We start from the raw sequence: 19983 nt of genomic DNA, 5'->3' as shown, positions 1-19983 counted from the left end.
GGGAGGTTGTTGGGAATGCAGATGGATGAAAGAAAACAAAAAGTATTATCTGCCATCATCCGTGACTATGTTTCCACAGCTGAACCAGTTGGCTCCCGAACAATAGCTCGTAAGTATAATCTCGGTGTAAGCCCTGCGACGATTCGTAATGAGATGTCCGACTTAGAAGAACTGGGCTTTATTGAACAGCCTTATACTTCAGCAGGTAGGATACCATCGGATGGTGGCTATCGTTACTTCGTCGATTGTTTGATGGAGCGCGAACAGCTTAACGATTCAGAACTAATTGTAGTTAGAGAGTCGCTACATGATCACTTAGAAGTGAATATGCTCATGCAACAGGCAACAGACTTGTTGTCGCAGATGACCAATTACACAGCTGTTGTACTTAGCCCAGAGGTGGGCAAAACAACTTTTCGACAAATGCAGTTGATTCCCATACAACCTAACAAAGCTGTTGCGGTAGTCATTACATCAGCGGGAATTGTTGAAAGTAAGATTCTTGACATACCAGAATTCTTATCAGCAACTGATTTGAAGAAAGTAGCTCGCTTTATTAATCGCAGTCTAATGGGTTTATCCCTTGATAAAGTACGCATGGCTCTCTTTAGAGAGCTTGCCGAAAAATTAAAAAAAGAAGAGCAAGTACTGAGCCAGGCTCTCGAGGTCATTGATGAAGCATTGAAAGCTGAAGGGCAAGAAAGGGTCTATCTAAGTGGTACACTCAACATTTTTAAGCAACCAGAGTTCAAGGATGTAGAAAAAATCCAAACACTTTTGGGTATACTACAAGAACAGAATACGGTACGCCATATTCTGAATGAGACTTCAAAGCATGGAATCAATGTAAAGATAGGTCTAGAAAACGATCACCAAGGCTTTCGCAATTGTAGCATGATTACAGCAACTTATCAGGTAGATGGCGAAACCCTAGGTGTCATTGGATTGATTGGTCCTACAAGAATGGAGTACTCAAAAGCTATGGCGGCTGTTGAAACCCTAACAGATCAATTGTCGCTTGTATTGAGAAAATATTTTCGGCGCTGATTGCTTTAAAAAATAGGGGCTTTGCAAAAAGTCCCTATTTGCCTGCCAATCAAGCGTTGTCGATCTTGGAGGAAGTTTCTTTGAGTGTTAAGCAAGTAAGTAACAATGCAGATGTAGATGAACGTTTGACAGCCTTAATCACTAATTCAAATGCTATTCGTGCTATTACATCGGCTGTAGAAGGTACTTTAGGCCCTAAAGGTCTAGACACTATGTTAGTAGATAAGTTTGGCGATGTAGTTATTACTAACGACGGTGTAACTATTCTGCAAATGATGGAAGTAAATCATCCGGCCGCTCGCATGTTAATTAAGACGGCAAGAGCACAGCAAGATGAGATTGGTGATGGTACTACTACAGCAACAGTCTTAGCCGGTAGTCTAGTAGCAGAAGGTGTCAACCAAGTTAGCAAAGGCGTACCTGTATCTAGGGTAATTGAAGGACTCAAAGGTGGCGTAAAAAACGCTATTGATTTGTTTTATCAAAGTGCTCGTCCCATAGAGAGTCTACATGATCCTATGTTAGAAAAAGTAGCCCTAGTAGCTGGTCGAGAGCATCTTGATATTGCTGAGCTTATCATCGAAGCGGCAAGATTAATTGGAGAAGAGAAACTAAAAGAACATAATTTCAAGCTTTCTGACGCCGTAAAAGCGCAAGAAAACGCGGAAAATCAAGTTTTCTCTGGTGTTATTGTCAATAAATTACCGATGAACGAAGATATGCCTCGGAAGCTTGACGAAACTGCTATATTGATTGTCGATGATGCTTTAGAACCTGAAGAGTTAGGTGAAGAAGCTTTAAGCACAGAAGCAGGATTTGCCTGGTATCGCCAAACACAACAAGAATTCATTGAGAATATCCGTAAGATTATAGAGCTTAAAGTTCAGGTTGTGTTAGTCGATCGAGGTGTAGAAGCTATTGCCGAAGAAATGCTTGGTGACGCCGGCATTTTAGTCGTACAAAGAGTATCTAACAAAGAGTTAAAGAAAGTAGCCGAACACACCGGTGCTCGAGCGATTAAAAGAACAGGACTGAAAAAAGACCCAGCCGATCTAAAGCGCTATTTAGGCGTCTGCGGAAAAGTAATTGTCGATGAGAAGTTAGAACAGATTCGACTTTTAATGGGCAAAGGGAAGCCTGTTGCTACCGTTCTAGTTGGAGCCGCTACGGAAGAAGTAGTTGGTGAAAGAGAAAGAATTGCTAAAGACTCTGCTTCGGCAGTGCAAGCGGCCGTTAAAGCTGGTCTTGTTCCTGGTGGTGGCGCTATAGAGCTCAGTGTAGCGAGACAAGTAGAAGAACTAAGACGAGAAATGCGAGGAATGTCTGCTTATGGTCTAGATTGTGTAGTATCTGCACTGAAGAGACCTTTTTCGCAGATTGTGTCTAATGCAGGTTTTAATCCTTTAGAAAAACTAGGTGACGTCATTGCCGCACAAATGGAGAACAACAGTGATAGTCTTTCCATCAATTGCGACAATGGCGAAGTAACGGATATGTGGGAAATAGGTGTTATCGATCCAGTCCTAGTAAAGGTTCATGCCTTGAAAGCTGCTGGAGAAGTGGCAGAAGCGATTTTACGCATTGATACAATTATCAAAAAGCGTGAAGATCGAAAAGGAGAAGCAGGGGAGGGCAATTGGTGAGCCAAGAAAAAAATGTAGAACAATCAGATAAGCAAGAAGTACTAGACGCTATTTCTGAAACCGAAAGCTTTGAAGCAACGATGGAAGAAGATAGAGGTCAAGAGGCACAGCATGAAGAACAAGATGGAGGATCTGAAGAAGCGGCCAAGCGTTTGACTGCTTTTTTAGAAGAAGTAGCCAAGACAAAAGCTGAATTAGAGGAAAGCCAAAAAGAAATTCAAGAATGGGAACAACGCTACAATCGCTTGCGAGCTGATTTTGATAATTTCAAGCGTAGAACAGCTAAAGAAAAAGAAGAATTATCTTCTTATGCTACCGAAGGCTTAGTGACTAACTTACTACCTGTATTAGATAATTTTCAACGAGCCTTACAAGCTATGGATGGGGAAATAAACAGCAATTTATTGTCCGGTATTGAGATGATTTATCGGCAACTCATGGACCAATTAACCAAAGAAGGCTTAGAGCTAATGAATGCTGTTGGCCAACCTTTTGATCCTAATTACCACGAAGCAGTCATGTACGGTCCTTCAACAGAAGAATTCTCTGACGGTGTGGTTATGGATGAGCTCCAAAAAGGATATCTTCTGAAAAATAAAGTCATACGTCCTGCTATGGTAAAGGTAGCTCAAGGATAAATACTTAATTTACCTAAAAAATACGGAGGTTTCATGGATAATGAGTAAGATTATTGGAATTGATTTAGGTACAACTAACTCTTGCGTGGCTGTTATGGAAGGCGGCGAATCTGTTGTTATCGCCAACAAAGAAGGTGCACGTACAACTCCATCTGTAGTTGGATTTGCCAAAAATGGCGAACGTCTTGTAGGTCAAGTCGCAAAACGTCAGGCCATCACAAATCCTGATGGAACTATTGCCTCTATCAAAAGACATATGGGTACAGACTACAAAGTAACGATTGGTGATAAGAATTACACACCTCAACAAATTTCTGCGATGATTTTGCAAAAGTTAAAAGCAGATGCTGAAGCTTATCTAGGTGAAACAGTTACTAAAGCCGTCATTACTGTTCCTGCTTATTTTACAGACTCACAACGTCAAGCAACAAAAGATGCAGGTAAAATTGCTGGCTTAGAAGTAATGCGCATTATTAACGAACCTACAGCGGCCGCTCTCGCCTATGGTATCGACAAAGAAGAAGATCAAACTATTCTTGTCTATGACTTAGGTGGCGGTACTTTCGACGTATCCATCTTAGAGCTTGGAGAAGGCGTATTCGAAGTAAAATCCACCTCTGGCAACAACAAGCTAGGTGGAGATGACTTTGACGATCGCATCATTGATTGGATGGTTAAAGAATTCCAGAAGGAAAAAGGCATTGACTTAACTAAAGATAAAATGGCAGTACAGCGCCTCAAAGAAGCGGCCGAAAATGCCAAAAAAGAACTTTCAACAGTTCTTTCTGCAAATATTAATCTTCCCTTTATTACAGCCACAGCTAGTGGTGCAGAACACTTGGAAATGACTTTAACAAGAGCTAAGTTTGACGAATTAACGGCTGATCTAGTAGAAAAAACGATGATTCCAACCCGTCAAGCTCTCTCTGATGCTAACCTAGAGCCTAACAAAATTGACAAAATTATTCTTGTAGGTGGTTCAACTAGAATACCTGCTGTCAAAGAAGCTATTCGCAAGCAATTTGGCAAAGATGCTTTCCAAGGCATCAACCCCGATGAAGTTGTAGCCATGGGCGCGGCCATTCAAGGCGGTGTCATTGGCGGTGAAGTAAAAGGTATTATTTTAGCTGATGTAGCGCCTCTATCCTTAGGTATCGAAACACTTGGTGGTGTTTGTACCGTACTTATTGAAAGAAATACACGCATTCCTTCCTCCAAAAGCGAAATATTCACCACAGCGGCAGACAATCAAACTTCTGTAGAAGTTCACGTCCTACAAGGGGAAAGAAAATTTGCAGCTCAAAACAAAACGCTAGGTCGTTTTCACTTGACCGGAATTCCACCAGCGCCTCGCGGTATTCCTCAAGTAGAAGTTAAGTTTGATATTGACGTAAATGGTATTGTTAACGTCAGTGCGAAAGACATGGCCTCAGGCAACGAACAGAAGATTACGATTACTGCATCTACAGGCTTAGGCAAAGATGAAATTGATCAGATGGTCAAGGATGCGGAACTTCATGCAGAAGAAGATCGTAAGCTACAAGAACAAGTAGAGATTCGTAACCGCGCTGACTCTTTAGTCTATCAGACCGAAAAAACAATTAGTGAACTTGGAGAAAAGGCAGAGGCAACAGAAGTAGAAAAAGTAAATAAAGCTAAAGAAGAACTGAAAGAAGCCTTAACTGGTGAAGACTCTGAAGACATTAAGAACAAGACAGAAGCTTTGACAGTAGTACTCTACGAGCTCACTACCAAAATGTATCAGCAAACTGGACCTGCAGGTCAACAACAAACAGAAGCAGAACCAGAACCACAAGATCCTAACGTGGTTGACGCAGAGTATACTGTTGTTGATGAGGACAAAAAGAAGGAATCGTAAGGTTTAGCATGATCGGGGAGGCACTACAAGGGCCTCCCTGTCAACGCTTTTATTGGAGGGAGGGGCAAGATGAGCAAGCGCGATTACTATGAGGTCCTTGGTATTGGAAAGGATGCCTCAGAACAAGAAATCAAAAAAGCATATCGTAAGCTATTAAAGCAGTATCATCCTGATGTACATCCTAATAAAGAAGAAGCAGAAGTAAAAATCAAAGAGATTAATGAAGCCTACGAGGTTCTCTCTAATCCGGAGAAGCGTGCTAAATACGATCAGTTTGGTCATATGGGACCAGGCGGCGGCTATGACTATGGCAACATGGGACCTGATATGGGCGGCTTTGGCGACATCTTTGATATGTTCTTCGGTGGAGGTTTCGGAGGAAACCAACGTCGAGGCCCACAAAGAGGTGCTGACCTTCGCTTCAACTTACGCATTTCTTTTGAAGAAGCTGCTTTTGGTCTAGAAAAAGAAGTTGAAATTGCGCGCATGGAATCATGTGATGTATGTGATGGAAGCGGCGCTGAACCAGGCACAAAAGCAACAACTTGCCCCACTTGTAAGGGAACAGGGCGTATGGCTACAATAAAAAAGACCATTCTTGGTCAAGTACAAACAGTAAGCGCTTGTTCTACATGCCATGGGGAAGGCAAAATTATAAATAGCCCTTGCAAACATTGTTCGGGACAAGGTAAAGTTCGTAAATATAGAAGAATTAAAGTAAACGTACCTGGTGGCGTTGATACAGGTAACCGAATTCGTGTTCAACAAGAAGGCGAAGCAGGCACGAATGGTGGCCCACCTGGTGACCTTTACGTGTTCATTGAAGTAGAGCCTCATCCTTTCTTTGATCGCGAGCAAGATGATGTCATTTGCCAAGTTCCCATTAATGTTGTGCAAGCGTCACTAGGTGATGAAGTAGAAGTTCCAACGCTAGATGGCAAAGTAATCATCAAAGTTCCAGAAGGAACACAAAATGGAGCTATTATTCGTGTTCGTGGAAAAGGCTTAAAGCGCTTGCGTGGTACAGGTCGAGGAGATCAAAAAATTCAAATAAAAGTGTCTATACCTACCAATCTGACAGAAAAACAAAAAGAACTGTTGCGGAACTTTGGGAGTACATTGAACAAAGATAATATGAGTTCAGATAAAGAAAAGTCTTTCTTTGAAAAAGTGAAAGACGCCTTTATGTAACCGATCCTGTCAACTATGGGAAGGGTGTGGCAACTTTGAAATGGCGAGAACTATCCATTACGACCTGGCAGGCCAACATGGACGCCTTATCGGACATCTTCGAATCAGTAGGCGCTATAGGCATGGTCGTTGAAGATCCTCAACTGATTGCTGATTACATTGCCAGCAACAGTTGGGACCATTACGATGTGGAAATACCAGACGTTCCTCCAGGCATGGTTCGGTTAAAAGCGTACTTACCTGTAGACTCTCGCCTTGACGAGCGTCTAAACCTTCTACAGCATGAGTTACTAGCTAGAGAAAATACAGAAGGATGGTCTGGACACACTGTTACCTTTAACGACCTTTTAGAAGAAGACTGGGCAAATGCTTGGAAAGCTTTTTTTAAGCCCGAAAAAGTCGGCCAGAGGATAGTCATCCGCCCATCTTGGGAAGATTATGAAGCTAAAGATGACGAACTGGTTATTTCCATCGACCCTGGAATGGCCTTTGGAACTGGAAACCATCCTACAACGGTCATGTGCATTCGCGCTTTAGAAGACTACCTGAATACAGATGAGCTAGTTATGGACGTAGGCACAGGGTCTGGTGTGCTAGCTATTACAGCAGCTTTATTAGGGGCTTCATCCGTAAAGGCCTTCGATAATGATCCTATTGCTGTAAATGTTGCTAGAGAAAATGTTGCTATGAATGAGCTTGATTCGATTGTTAAGGTAGAAGAAAAAGATCTTCTCCAAGGTGTTGAAGAAGAAAGTCCTGACATTATCGTTGCCAATATAGTAGCTGATATAATTATCCGCTTCCTCCCCCAGGCTCAACAAATTCTTCGGAGTGGTAAACTTCTTATCACTTCAGGAATTATTCAACATCGTCTTGACGAAGTTGTGGAAAAGCTGACAGACCATAATTTTATTGTAGAAGAACTGATCAGTCATGGTGAATGGGCGGCCATTGTAGCACGGAGAGAATAAAAATGCATCGTTTTCTATTTCACCCCGACGAACGCAAAAATGATCTAATCTATCTCGATGAAGAAGAAAGTCGCCACCTTATCAAAGTGCTTCGTCTTAATGTAAGTGATGAAGTAATAGCTTTTGATGGGCAAGGACAGGAATTCAAGGCAACCATAGTAGAGAAGAGCTCCTCAAAAGTTATATTGTCTCAGTTAGTTCCTACAGGATTTATGAGAGAAGCTCCTATTGAAATAGAGTTAGTTCAGGGTATTGCCAAAGGCGAAAAAATGGATTGGATTATCCAAAAAGCCACTGAACTAGGTGTGCACCGTATCACACCTGTTTTTACAGAGAGGACGGTTGTTCATCTAGATGAGAAAAAGGCTAGAGAACGACAAGGTCGATGGCAAAAAATTGCTCGTGAAGCTGCTAAACAAAGTTGGCGTACTATTGTTCCCCATATAGAGATCCCTCAGAAGCTACTACATTGGTATGATAAGTCATGGAATAAACAGCTCTTAATCATTCCCTGGGAAGAAGAAAAAAGCAAAGGATTGAAGGAAGTAGTAGAACAATTAGCTACTAACAGACCTTCTCAAATTGCTCTTCTGATCGGTCCTGAAGGCGGTATAACAGAAACAGAAGTGACAGTAGCTCTGCAAAAAGGTGCTGCTCATTCTGTACGTTTAGGACCAAGAATTCTGCGCACAGAAACAGCAGCAGTAGCTGCCCTAGCGCTATTGAACTATGAACTGGGGGATTGGGGATGATAGAGCAGTCCACAGTCGCCTTTTACACACTAGGCTGTAAAGTAAATCAAGGTGAAACAGATGCCTTATCAGGGCTATTCAAAAGACGTAATTATCAAATTGTTTCTTTTGATGAACCTGCCGATGTTTATGTCATCAATACATGTACAGTAACCCATCTCAGTGATCGCAAGTCAAGACAAATTATTCGCAGAGCTCACAGAATGAATCCCCAGGCTGTGGTAGTTGTAACAGGATGCTATGCCCAAGTGTCACCTGAAGAAGTACAATCTATCGAAGGGGTAGACGTTATTGTTGGCACAGATCAACGTAAAAAAATAGTTGATCTTGTCGAAGCCCATCGAGAAGCAGGGTCTCAAGTCAGTGCTATTGAAGATATTAAAACTGTGACGGTTTTTGAAGAATTTTCTGCCCATGCAGAAATATCACGAGCTCGTGCAACCATGAAAATTCAGGATGGATGTAATCTTTTCTGTACCTACTGCATCATTCCTTATGCTCGTGGACCAGTAAGAAGCTTGTCACCTGTAAAAGTACTAGAAGAAGCCAAACGTCTTATTCAAGAAGGCTTTCAAGAGATTGTAATAACAGGTATTCATTTAGGTGCTTACGGCACAGATATTGATGCTGATCTAGGTGAGTTAGTCAAAGCACTATGTCGCCTAGATGGTTTACAAAGACTACGTATCGGTTCAATTGAACCTCAAGAATTTACACCTTCTTTGTTAGAAGCTATGACAGAGAAGGTGCTTTGCCCCCATTTTCATATTCCTTTGCAATCTGGATCTGATAAAATCCTAAAAAGTATGGGAAGACGATACAATAGGCAGGATTTTGTTGATATATTCACGAAGATAATGGTAATCCTACCAAATGTATCGATAACGACGGACCTTATTGTAGGTTTTCCAGGAGAGTCAGAAGTAGACTTTCAAGAGACAGAACAATTATGTCGTACCTTGCCTTTAGCAGGGATTCACGTTTTTCCCTTCTCACCTCGAAAAGGCACCAAAGCAATAAATTTTCCTGACCAAATTGCCAAAAAAGTTAAAGAAGAGCGAGTTCAACGCATCGGTGAGATTTCTCGCAACCTTACAATGCAATATAGCGAGAAATTTATTGGATCGACTAGAGAAGTACTATTAGAAGAGAAAGCCGCTTCTTTTTGGATTGGCCACACCGATAACTACTTGAAAGTTTATCTTTCTATTCCTGACAACTTCATGGAAGAAGAGAAGTTACGAGGATCATTGCAGAAAGTTAAACTGCAAGCTCTGCGAAGCGATGGTGCTATAGAAGGTAAAGTTATAGTTTCTTAAGTCGGCAAGGGAGGTGAGAGTAATGGAAGATTGTATCTTCTGTAAAATTGTGAACAGAACCATTCCTACGCCATTAATTTATGAAGACGAAGAGGTTGTTGCCTTTAATGACATCAACCCTGTTGCACCTGTTCACATCTTAATTATTCCGCGCCAACACATTCAATCTGTTGCTCATAGTGCAGAAGAAGATGAGAAAACCTTAGGTAGACTATTTGTAGTAGCTAGAAAAATAGCACAAGAACAGGGCTTAACGGAAAAAGGCTTTAGGCTTGTAGTCAATACAGGCACAGATGGTGGACAAACTGTTTTTCATCTTCATATGCATCTATTAGCAGGTAGATCAATGGAATGGCCTCCCGGTTAAAAAAGAATTGCAAATTATTAATAGGTTTCAGTTGACGCTCCTGCTCACTGGAAGTATAATTTAGAATGTGTGTACTTTAGAAGAAGCTCACACTCCGTTCACCGCACCATGAGTAGCCTGGACCTACCATCATAGATACCAGTGGGGGGAGGGAAAGCGGAATGAGCGAAATTAGAGTTGGAAAGAATGAGACCTTAGATAGCGCCTTACGTAGATTTAAGCGTTCTTGCCAGAAGGCAGGCGTTCTCTCCGAATATCGTAAACGCGAGCACTATCTGAAACCAAGTATTAAGCGTAAGAAAAAATCAGAGGCAGCCCGGAAACGGAAGTCTACCTAGTTTTATCTAATAGACTTTAAGAATAAGTGAGGTAGTGTTTCCGATGTCCCTTAAGCAACAGTTATCCGAGGACATGAAAGCGGCTATGAAGGAAAAGGAAGCTGGCAAGTTCAGACTTTCTGTTATCCGCATGGCTCGATCTGCCATACAAAAGTTAGAAATCGACAAAAGACGTGAATTGACAGACGAGGAAGTCATGGATGTACTGTCCAAGGAAGTCAAACAGCGTAGAGATTCTATCCATGAATATGAAAAAGCAGGTCGCTCTGAAGTGGTAGCCAAGTTGAATGAGGAGATCGCCCTCCTAACCGCTTATCTTCCCCAACAGCTTTCAGAAGCTGAAATCCGCTCTCTGGTTCATGAGGCTGTAACGGTGACGGGTGCACAAGGTCCCAGAGACATGGGTAAATTAATGAGCACCTTAATGCCCAAAGTCAAAGGACGAGCCGATGGTAAAATCGTGAACCAGATTGTTAAGGAAATTCTCAACTGATAAAGCTGTCTTACTGCTTGATAAAACCCCGAAGGTTTAACCTTCGGGGTTTTTAACATTTTCAGGCAAGGTCATCTTTTCTTTCTATCTAGCATACCAATGGGACAAGGGGAAAGGAAAAAAGGAGGCCACAGCCTTGGCTTGGGAAAAAGGAAAAGAACGCTTACAAAAAGCACTATCGGGCTTTCTAGAGATGCCTAAGGACGTGCTAATGGATTACCCCAAGTTAACTATGATTGGCAACGTTCAGCTCGTACTAGAAAATCATCGTGGCATTGTAGAGTACTCGGAAGAAAAAATGAGGATTCTAGTTACAGGCGGACAAGTTGAGATTCGGGGGCAACAACTAATCTTGAAAACTATTTTGCCTGAAGAGTTGGTTGTGGAAGGTCGAATCAAAGAAGTCATCTTTGATCTGTAAAAGGGGGTGGTGAAAGATGAGAAAATGGTGGTCTTTTTGGCTTGGCTTTTTACGCATTCGTATTGAAGGTAAACATTTAGAGAAATTTATTAACCTATCGGCAAACAGAGGCGTACCCCTCTTTGACTTGCGTCGAGAAGGGCCCGACCGCATGAGTGCTAAAGTACGCCTAGATGGCTTTCGCTCTTTGCGGCACGTGGCTCGCAAGACAAGGAGTAAAGTTCGCATTGAAGAACGCTCTGGCTTTCCCTTCGCTATGACAGTTGTTAAAAATAGGAGATCCATATATATTGGTGCACTACTCTTTATTTTTACTTTATACATATTATCAACTTTCATTTGGGATGTAGACGTTGTAGGCAACGAAAAAGTGGACAAGCAAATCATTCTAGAAGTGGCCCAAAGTCAGGGACTTCATGTAGGTCGCTGGAAACCTACTATTGACTTACGAGAATCAGAAAGAGCCATTATGAACAATGTCCCTGGTCTTGAATGGGTCGGTGTTTATGCTAAAGGAACTCGAATCGTAATTGAAGTTGAAGAGAAGGTAATGCCTCAAACCCCACCAGTTGCAGGTGTTCAACATATTGTAGCTGCCAAAGAAGGTATAATTCAGCGTATACTAGTCCTAGTTGGAGAAGGTAAAGTAAAAGAAGGAGATAAAGTACAAAAAGGAGATCTACTTATTTCCGGCTTGATCTATGCACCTGAAAAACTTGACGATCCTTCCCAGAAAGAAGAGGACAAGCCTCAAGACCTCGCTATCTTAGAAAAAGTACAAGCCAAAGGAGAAGTATGGGCTCAAGTATGGTATGAAAAAATAATAGAAGAACCAATTCATCTAGAAGGCGCTATACCTACGGGTGAAGTAACCAGTCAATGGCGCATAAAATGGAGAAATCAGGAAACCATCATAAAAGGACCTTCAGAAAGTCCTTATGAAGTGTCAAAAGAAGAGGTTTATATAAGAACCCCCCTGCTTTGGAGGAATCTTCAAATTCCCGTCGAACTAGTAGAGAAGGAATTCTATGAATTACGGCCTTATCGTCAGGAGCGCTCTGTCGAAGAAGCTATTGTATCTGCACAAGACCGCTTTCAACGAGAAGTAAAAGAAAATCTTACCCCAAGTGCTCGAATTTTGCGAGAAGTGGTTAGCCCACAGCCTGCAGAACCGAACTTGGTCAAAGTAAAAATCACCATAGAAACGCTCGAAAACATTGCTACGTCACAAACTTTCGAAGGAGCGAATCCCTAAGATTTTTTCTTTTACGTAAGGCGTAATCATTTAGGAGGTTGGGTCATACTGTTGGCATCGTGCCATGAAATTAGAATTAGCTTAGAAAACAACTGGGAAGCGGCTCAGTTATTTGGCCATCGTGATGAAAACCTACGTTTGATTGAGAGACTGAGTGAAACTAGGATAGTTGCTAGAGGCAACGAGTTGATTCTCACAGGAAACCAAGAAGATGTTGAGTGGATAGCTCATCTTTTTGAACAACTTCAAGCGATGGTACGAGATGGGCAAAGAGTTGGTCAATCTGAAGTTGAATATGCATGGTCATTATTACAAAAGGGGAAACAACCTTTGATCGCGGCTACCCTTGGCGATGTGATGTTTACCACAGTTCGCGGCAAGCAGATTAAAGCGAAGACGATTAGCCAAAAAAAATACTTAGAGACAATCCAAAAAAACCAAATCGTCTTTGGAATCGGCCCAGCAGGGACAGGCAAGACTTACCTGGCCGTAGTTATGGCCGTTCTGGCTTTGAAGAACAAAGAAGTGAATCGTATAATTCTAACGCGGCCTGCTGTAGAAGCTGGAGAAAAATTAGGCTTCTTACCAGGCGATTTGCAAGAGAAAATCGATCCTTACCTTCGTCCCCTTTATGATGGGTTATTTGATACAATTGGTATGGAAACAGCAGAAAAGTTTATGGAACGTGGAGTTATCGAAATTGCTCCATTAGCCTATATGCGCGGTAGAACCTTAGATGATTCTTTTATTATTCTTGATGAGGCTCAGAATACGACACCAGAACAGATGAAGATGTTCCTCACTCGTATAGGCTTCGGCTCAAAAGCTCTTATAACAGGTGATATTACTCAAGTTGATTTACCACGAGGATCTAACTCCGGCCTTATTGTAGTTCAGAAGATTTTACAAGGAATTGAAGGAGTGGGCTTTCATTCCTTTACCGCTGGTGATGTGGTGCGGAATCCACTGGTCGGTCGCATAATCCGGGCTTATGAAGAGTTTGAGAAGCAGAGTGGGGTACAGGGCAAGTAAATGAGGTGACAACGGTGGGCTTACGCCGGATAGGTACCCTGTTAAAAATTGCGATCGCTAAAGCGTGGCAGTATCCCCTAACCCGTCGCATCACCATGGGGCTTCTCTTTATTATGGCCATTACGGCCATAATGTCTTTTGACTACCTTTCGGATTTAGAGACTCTCGAAGTGGGACAAGTAAGCGCAAAAGATATTAAGGCACCAGCATCAAGAGATATTATCGATGAAGAAAAGACTTCAATTGCTCGGGAACAAAAAGTACGAGCCACGCCACCTGTCTACACTCATGATCCTAATATAGTGGTACGGGTAAAAAGCGATATCGATCAATTTTTTACCACTCTGATTAATTGGCGTCAAACAGAGCAAGATGGCTTAGGAGAAGGCGCTGTTCTAAATGACGAGACTCCTGGCGAGCGAATGGATAGACTCAAAGCACAATTGCAAATAGCGGTGCCAGAGAATATATTGCTGAAATTACTAGCAATTTCACCAGAGTTACTAGCTTTCACTCAAATCGAAACAGAAAACTTAATTGCAGAAATGCTCAGCATGCCAGGACTGACGGAAGAACTAAACCGTCTGTCAGAAGGAATGCCTCCAAACCGTGCGGCTGGTAGAGTTTTGCCTTATAACATGGAAGAGGCTAATAATCTTGTTCAAGAGCGCATTGAAAATGCTAACTTATCTACGGAGATAAAAGATATATTAAGTGGTACGGTACCTCTTTTTCTAAGACCGAATGCTTTTTTAGATGTAGAAGCAACAAAGAGATTGCATAATGAAGTGCGACAGACTGTAGCTCCCGTAACTTTCCCTGTTCGTCAAGATCAAATGATTTTGCGTGCAGGAGATGTAGTGACAGAAGAACATATTGAAATATTATCGCAGTTTGGCTTATTAAGAACAGGCGATATTTGGCTTCAATCAGCTGGTATGGCTTTATTAGTCTCGTTGAATATGGCTTTACTAGTTTATTTTCTACGATCTTATCGACGCGATCTACTCAAAGATGAGCGCATGCTCTGGTTGCTGGGATTAATGATTACCTTGTCTTTAATTACAGCTAAAGCCATAGCCTCCGTTCAACTTCATGAACAGCCTGATGTGATGTCTCAATTGCTTTACGTAATACCAGCTGCAACAGGGCCTATGTTATTAGCCCTCTTGTTAGATGGACGTATTGCAATTTTTGCGTCCATTGTAACGAGTTTGTTCATTGGTCTTATGACCGACTACTCAATAACTCATGCTATAGTTGCTTTTCTAGGCTCGCTGGTGGGGATTTATAGTGTTTCTCGCTTCAGTGAAAGAATGGATTTTGCAAGAGCTGGGATTAACGTTGCTATAGTAAATTCAATAGCTATTCTCGCTTTAGGATTAAGTACGAATAGTAATTTTGCAGTTGTAGCGGCTTATGGTATCCCTGCGGGCTTAGTTAGCGGCATATTATCTTCAGTATTTATGATTGGTTCCTTACCTTATTTGGAATCGGCTTTTAAGATCACTACATCAGTAAAACTTTTAGAGTTGGCTAACCCTAATCACAAATTACTACGTAAACTTTTAATGGAAGCACCGGGGACTTATCATCACAGTTTACTTGTAGGTAATTTAGGTGAAGCGGCGGCAGAAGCTATTGGTGCTGATCCTCTATTAGTTCGTGCTGGTGCTTATTATCATGATATCGGCAAAATCAAGCGCCCACCTTTCTTTATAGAGAATCAGAATCAAGGGCAAAATCCGCATGATAAGATAGCACCGTCTTTAAGCACATTAATTATAACTTCCCATGTCAAAGATGGCGTAGATCTCTGTCGTGAAGCAGGATTACCATCTACAGTCGTTGATATTGTGGAACAACATCATGGTGATACACTTGTATCTTTTTTCTATCATCGTGCTGTAGAATCTGATCGGACAGAATCAATACAGGAGCAAGATTTTCGCTATGAAGGTCCTAAGCCACAAACGAAGGAAGCTGCTCTTGTTTTATTAGCAGACACTGTGGAAGCGGCAGTGCGAGCATTGCCACAACCTACTTCTGGTAAAATTGAGGGATTGGTACGCAAACTGATCAAGGATAAATTGAATGATGGTCAATTGGAAGAATCAGACTTAACTTTTAAAGATTTAGATCTAGTAGCCCAGTCTTTCTGTCGTGTATTAAATGGTATATATCACACTCGTATTGAATATCCCGATTCTGTGTCTAAGGAATAGGAAGGAAGATCTAGATGGAACTATTTATAGTTAACGAATTAGCTGAAGAACTAGAAGAGGAAAAGGAAGAAAGCTGGCAACTTCTCTTAGAGCAACTTGCTTTTGCTTGCTTGGAAGAAGTAGAATATCCTGTGGATGATGTAGAGATCAGTTTGTTATTAACAAATGATCATAAGATAAAAGAACTAAATAAGTCTTATCGCAATATCGATAAAGCTACTGATGTGCTCTCTTTTGCTATGGAAGAGCAAAGTGATGAAGAGCTAGACTTTGATGATCCTACAGAAGGTCAGATTTTAGGAGATATTGTGATTTCCTTAGATCGAGCGAAAGAGCAAGCAGAGGAGTATGGACATACTCTGGAAAGAGAGTTAGGCTTTTTATTCGTACACGGTATGTTTCATCTGCTAGGCTATGATCATGAAACAGAAGAAGAGAAAGAAGAAATGAGAGTCTTAGAGGAAAAAGTATTGAACGCCCATGGTTTGAGCAGGGATGAAGGCTAAGAAGATTTTACAGGCTTTTTATTATGCTGGACGTGGTCTCTGGGTAGTTGCACAGCAAGAGCGGAATATGAAGATCCATCTCGTTGTTACCGTTGCCGTTTTAATGATGACTCTTTATTATTCTTTAGAGGGTTGGGAACTGGCTTGGATTATTCTTTCTACTTTTCTTGTACTTTCAGCAGAAATGTTCAACAGTGCTGTAGAGGCCGTTGTAGATCGTTGTGGAGAGGACTATCACCCTCTGGCAGCTCTGGCTAAAGATGCGGCGGCTGGAGCTGTCCTCTTGCTAGCTCTTCAGGCTTTAATTGCAGGAATTGTTGTTTTTGCTCCTAAGATTTTAGTGCTTTGGCGATAAGGGGAATGGATTATGAGCTATCATGAGGAACGAATTGATAAAATTGCTCGGCAACTGCAGATTGATGAAAAGCTGATAGAAGATTCCATTACCTTGGCTCGACTGATGCGAGATAGAGCTTATGTGCCTTATTCTCACTTCCCTGTTGGAGCTGTTTTGGCAGGAGACAATGGCCAGCTTTATGGTGGCTGTAACGTTGAGAATAGCTCTTTTGGTTTAACTAATTGTGCAGAGCGAACAGCTTTATTTAGAGCTGTAGCTGAAGGCTGTAAAAGTTTTCAATTGCTTGTGCTAACAACGGTAAGAAAAGAAGCAGTAACACCTTGTGGTGCTTGTCGTCAAGTGTTAACGGAATTTGCCAAAGAACTACCTGTTCTTTATGTTAACGATGATGGCGAGAGAGTATGGATGGATCTTACCGTATTATTTCCACAAGCTTTTGCTCTGCTAGATTCAAATGAAAAAAAGGAGAAAAGTGACTGACTTGACGGAAAAGTATAAATTTGTAAAACGTTTTGTTCGACCTAAAGAAGAAAAGAAAAAAAAGCCTCATGCAAGCGAAGCAACGAAGACTTTGGTAGAGCAAACTGTTGTAGAAAAAAATGAAGACTTCAGATCCGGTTTTATTGCTATTATTGGGCGACCTAATGTAGGCAAATCAACTTTAATGAACCAACTAATTGGTCAAAAAGTTGCCATTATGTCAGATAAGCCACAGACGACTAGGAATCGTATAGTAGGCGTTCTGCATAGCCAAGAGGGACAAGCTGTTTTCTTAGATACGCCAGGTATTCATAAGCCCAAGCATAAACTTGGTGAAATCATGGTTACAACAGCCCGCAAGACTCTTAGTGAAGTAGATCTTATTTTTTATGTAGTTGATGTAACCATGGAACCTGGTGGCGGCGAAGAATATATTAGCAACTTGTTAAAAGGTTTAAAAACACCTATTTTTCTAGTTGTTAATAAGATGGACGCCATTGGACGTGAAGAAGGGTTACAAAGGATTGCCCAATACAGCACTTTAGTTGATTGGAAGGAAGTAATCCCTATCTCGGCGATTAAGAATAACAACCTTGATCGCTTAAAAGAATTAATATTTCAAATTCTGCCAAGAGGACCTTTGTACTATCCTGCTGATGCCATCACTGATCAGCCAGAAAAACTACTGATGGCTGAATTAATTCGTGAAAAAGTTTTAATAGCTATGCGCGAAGAAATACCTCATTCCGTAGCGGTGGTCATAGAACACTTGCAGGAACGGCAGAAAGGTCCTCTCGTCGTGCATGGTACTATTTTTACAGAACGTAAATCACAAAAAGGAATGCTCATAGGTAAAGGTGGTTCCATGCTAAAACAAATAGGTATGGAAGCACGTATAGAGATTGAGAAACTGCTAGGTACTTCAATATATCTTGAGCTCTGGGTCAAAGTAAAAGAAGATTGGCGTAGTAGGCCCGACGTGCTTCGCTCTTTTGGCTATGATGAGAAATTCGAGTAAGTGAAGAAAGGACTCTAATTGTGGAGAATGCTTCAGTGATTCAAGATCTGGCCGTTAGAATCGATCATACCTTGTTAAAAGCGGAGGCTCAGGAAAAAGAGATCAGCAAGCTCTGTCTAGAGGCTGTTCAATATTCCTTTGCCTCTGTTTGTGTAAATCCCTTATGGGTTGAAAAGTCTGCACAGCTTTTAGCTGGGAGTCCCGTTAAAGTTGCAACAGTAATTGCTTTTCCTTTAGGTGCTACTCTACCAGCTTTGAAAGCTTCTGAAGCAAGAGAAATGCTTCAGAAAGGCGCACAAGAGTTGGATATGGTTATGAACTTAGGATTAGCAAAGGCTGGTAATTGGGATGCTGTTCAGGATGATATAAGTGCTGTTGTAGAAGAAGCAAGGTCTTATTCGGACATTATTGTAAAAGTAATACTAGAAACAGCCTTATTAAAGCCCGAAGAGATAGAAGAAGCTTGTCGTAGAGCTGTCCAAGCAGGTGCTGACTATGTCAAGACATCTACGGGTTTTGGTCCTGCCGGCGCAACCTTAGAAGATGTTGCTTTGATGAAAAAGACTGTAGCAGGAAAAGCAAAAGTAAAAGCATCAGGCGGTATTCGTTCAGCCCAAGAAGCTCTAGCAATGATCCAAGCAGGCGCTGATCGGTTAGGTACGAGTGCATCTCTAAAGATCATAGAGCAAATAAAAGCGACCTAAGGTATAGGATTAAGAACACATTATTATGCTAAGGCTGGGGGGAGATGCTTTATGGCCTTACTACGAGTTCAAGGATTAGTCATTCGAAGCCGTAGTTATGGAGAGGCCGATCGTCTTCTCACTTTACTCACCTTAGAAAAAGGGAAAATTAGTGCCATTGCCAAAGGTGTTCGAAAACCAACAAGTCGCTTAAAAGCTGGTATTCAGCTCTTTAGTCATAGTCATTTAATGGTTCATGAAGGAAAAAACCTACACACAGTAACACAAGCAGAAGCGATAGAAGCCTTCTATGCTTTACAGATCGATCCCGATCGCTTTGCCCATGCCTCTTATATGGCCGAGCTGGTAGATAAGTTTACCTTAGAACAAGGTGGCTCTGATCTTTATCCACTCTTACTAACCTTCTGGCACTTATTGACAGTCTATGATATAGCAATGGTAACTCGATTGTTTGAACTACGTTTTCTAGATCAACTCGGGTATGGACCTGCTTTTTCTGCTTGTGTAATTTGCGGTAATCCCTTGATGGAGGATCTAGCAAGACTTACTCAACCTTATCTCTACGCACCCTTAAGAGGTGGTTTTATTGGAAACTGTTGCAGTAACTATGAAAGAGGCAAAGTTGATCGTGATAGTGAAATCATCATAGCACCAAACACAGTAGCCTTATTACGATATTTACGCAACATGGATCCTCGTCAAATTGGCAAACTAAAAGCAGGAATAAAGACTGCAAAGCAAGCTAGAGAGCTCTTGCAAGAGACAATAAAATGTCGCTATGAAGGCAGAATGCGCTCTTGGTCTGTTTTAGAAGCCATTGAAGTAGCAGAAGAAGGTCACAACAAGGAGGGCAAGACGTCTCATGGATCAATACACAACTTTAGAAAAAATCGATCTAATCCGTAGTCGCATGGGTGTTTCCTATAAAGAGGCACTAGAAGCCTTAGATTATTGTAATGGTGATGTAGTAGAAGCACTTGTCTACCTAGAAAACCGCTCAGAGCAGGAAGGTAATTGGCGCTTTCAAAGTCAAAAATGGTGGAAGCAGTTAAAAGAGCTAATCCAAGAAGGAAACGTAAGAAGTGTACGCCTTGTCAAAGATGACAAAATTCTAGTTAAGATTCCTATTACCATTGGTGTTTTAGGCGTTGCAGGCGCTTTATTAAGTACACAACTAGCTTTATTAGCCGCTCTGGGCACCATTACAGCTGTTGCTACAGGCTGTAAGTTAGAAGTCGAACGAAAAGATGGTTCAGTAGACTGGATTAATATAGATAGGGAAGATCGAGATATTCGATGATTGACACTTTTTGTCGAACCTGATAATCTTGAGTAGAGAAAATGGT

General features: G+C 41.5%; 22 protein-coding genes. All 22 read left to right on the top strand.

Translation table 11 applies throughout. From position 1 onward, the window contains the following. Positions 1-15: 15 nt before the first annotated feature. The 22 genes from hrcA (at position 16) to F9B85_RS08895 (ending at position 19937) form a co-directional block, all read left to right on the top strand. Positions 16-1047 carry a heat-inducible transcriptional repressor HrcA gene (gene hrcA / locus F9B85_RS09000; RefSeq protein WP_151620100.1) on the top strand — a complete coding sequence of 344 codons (1032 nt, stop codon included), beginning with the start codon at positions 16-18 and terminating at the stop codon, positions 1045-1047. An 80-nt stretch (positions 1048-1127) separates the two neighbouring features. Next, positions 1128-2690: a TCP-1/cpn60 chaperonin family protein gene (locus tag F9B85_RS08995; protein ID WP_151620098.1), complete on the top strand. Its 1563-nt coding sequence runs from the start codon at positions 1128-1130 to the stop codon at positions 2688-2690. Then, a complete protein-coding gene (gene grpE, locus F9B85_RS08990) occupies positions 2687-3328 on the top strand; it encodes a nucleotide exchange factor GrpE (RefSeq protein WP_151620096.1) in 642 nt (213 codons plus the stop codon). The genes F9B85_RS08995 and grpE overlap by 4 nt, the downstream gene beginning before the upstream one ends. Positions 3329-3368: 40 nt before the next feature. Continuing rightward, a complete protein-coding gene (dnaK, locus tag F9B85_RS08985) occupies positions 3369-5207 on the top strand; it encodes a molecular chaperone DnaK (protein ID WP_151620094.1) in 1839 nt (612 codons plus the stop codon). Between the two features lie 69 nt (positions 5208-5276). Then, positions 5277-6398, top strand: coding sequence for a molecular chaperone DnaJ (gene dnaJ, locus F9B85_RS08980; RefSeq protein WP_151620092.1), 1122 nt, complete (start codon positions 5277-5279; stop codon positions 6396-6398). Between the two features lie 35 nt (positions 6399-6433). Further along, the gene (prmA, locus tag F9B85_RS08975) at positions 6434-7369 is read left to right on the top strand and encodes a 50S ribosomal protein L11 methyltransferase (RefSeq protein WP_151620090.1); all 936 of its coding nucleotides are present in this window, start codon (positions 6434-6436) and stop codon (positions 7367-7369) included. A 2-nt stretch (positions 7370-7371) separates the two neighbouring features. Further along, positions 7372-8121: a 16S rRNA (uracil(1498)-N(3))-methyltransferase gene (locus F9B85_RS08970; protein ID WP_170270360.1), complete on the top strand. Its 750-nt coding sequence runs from the start codon at positions 7372-7374 to the stop codon at positions 8119-8121. After that, positions 8118-9440, top strand: coding sequence for a tRNA (N(6)-L-threonylcarbamoyladenosine(37)-C(2))-methylthiotransferase MtaB (gene mtaB, locus F9B85_RS08965; protein WP_151620086.1), 1323 nt, complete (start codon positions 8118-8120; stop codon positions 9438-9440). Before F9B85_RS08970 ends, mtaB begins: the two co-directional genes overlap by 4 nt. Positions 9441-9462: 22 nt before the next feature. Next, the gene (locus F9B85_RS08960) at positions 9463-9807 is read left to right on the top strand and encodes a histidine triad nucleotide-binding protein (protein WP_151620084.1); all 345 of its coding nucleotides are present in this window, start codon (positions 9463-9465) and stop codon (positions 9805-9807) included. Positions 9808-9968: 161 nt separating this feature from the next. Next, positions 9969-10145 carry a 30S ribosomal protein S21 gene (gene rpsU / locus F9B85_RS08955; RefSeq protein ID WP_151620082.1) on the top strand — a complete coding sequence of 59 codons (177 nt, stop codon included), beginning with the start codon at positions 9969-9971 and terminating at the stop codon, positions 10143-10145. 43 nt (positions 10146-10188) lie between these two features. After that, on the top strand, positions 10189-10638 hold the full coding sequence (locus tag F9B85_RS08950) for a GatB/YqeY domain-containing protein (RefSeq protein WP_151620080.1): 450 nt from the start codon (positions 10189-10191) through the stop codon (positions 10636-10638). A 136-nt stretch (positions 10639-10774) separates the two neighbouring features. Further along, positions 10775-11059: a sporulation protein YqfC gene (gene yqfC / locus F9B85_RS08945; protein ID WP_151620078.1), complete on the top strand. Its 285-nt coding sequence runs from the start codon at positions 10775-10777 to the stop codon at positions 11057-11059. Positions 11060-11075: 16 nt separating this feature from the next. After that, on the top strand, positions 11076-12314 hold the full coding sequence (yqfD, locus tag F9B85_RS08940) for a sporulation protein YqfD (protein WP_151620076.1): 1239 nt from the start codon (positions 11076-11078) through the stop codon (positions 12312-12314). A 51-nt stretch (positions 12315-12365) separates the two neighbouring features. Next, positions 12366-13346: a PhoH family protein gene (locus tag F9B85_RS08935; RefSeq protein ID WP_243138129.1), complete on the top strand. Its 981-nt coding sequence runs from the start codon at positions 12366-12368 to the stop codon at positions 13344-13346. Between the two features lie 14 nt (positions 13347-13360). Further along, the gene (locus F9B85_RS08930) at positions 13361-15571 is read left to right on the top strand and encodes an HD family phosphohydrolase (RefSeq protein WP_151620074.1); all 2211 of its coding nucleotides are present in this window, start codon (positions 13361-13363) and stop codon (positions 15569-15571) included. Between the two features lie 14 nt (positions 15572-15585). After that, positions 15586-16077 carry an rRNA maturation RNase YbeY gene (gene ybeY, locus F9B85_RS08925; protein ID WP_151620072.1) on the top strand — a complete coding sequence of 164 codons (492 nt, stop codon included), beginning with the start codon at positions 15586-15588 and terminating at the stop codon, positions 16075-16077. Beyond that, complete coding sequence (locus F9B85_RS08920) at positions 16067-16432, top strand: diacylglycerol kinase (RefSeq protein ID WP_151620070.1); 366 nt, start codon at positions 16067-16069, stop codon at positions 16430-16432. The genes ybeY and F9B85_RS08920 overlap by 11 nt, the downstream gene beginning before the upstream one ends. 12 nt (positions 16433-16444) lie before the next feature. Then, complete coding sequence (cdd, locus tag F9B85_RS08915) at positions 16445-16915, top strand: cytidine deaminase (RefSeq protein WP_207707089.1); 471 nt, start codon at positions 16445-16447, stop codon at positions 16913-16915. 91 nt (positions 16916-17006) lie between these two features. After that, positions 17007-17933 carry a GTPase Era gene (era, locus tag F9B85_RS08910; protein ID WP_243138139.1) on the top strand — a complete coding sequence of 309 codons (927 nt, stop codon included), beginning with the start codon at positions 17007-17009 and terminating at the stop codon, positions 17931-17933. Between the two features lie 35 nt (positions 17934-17968). Beyond that, a complete protein-coding gene (gene deoC / locus F9B85_RS08905) occupies positions 17969-18637 on the top strand; it encodes a deoxyribose-phosphate aldolase (RefSeq protein ID WP_151620065.1) in 669 nt (222 codons plus the stop codon). A gap of 51 nt (positions 18638-18688) precedes the next feature. Further along, entirely contained in the window at positions 18689-19543 is an 855-nt protein-coding gene (gene recO / locus F9B85_RS08900) for a DNA repair protein RecO (RefSeq protein WP_151620063.1), read from the top strand. Then, positions 19500-19937, top strand: a complete 438-nt coding sequence (locus tag F9B85_RS08895; RefSeq protein ID WP_151620061.1) for a DUF4342 domain-containing protein — start codon at positions 19500-19502, stop codon at positions 19935-19937. Before recO ends, F9B85_RS08895 begins: the two co-directional genes overlap by 44 nt. Positions 19938-19983: the final 46 nt, after the last annotated feature.

Origin of the sequence: Heliorestis acidaminivorans, assembly GCF_008933955.1 — a bacterium.
GTDB lineage: Bacteria > Bacillota > Desulfitobacteriia > Heliobacteriales > Heliobacteriaceae > Heliorestis > Heliorestis acidaminivorans.
Note: the sequence above shows the minus strand (reverse complement) of the source record. Positions and strands in the feature narration are given on the sequence as shown.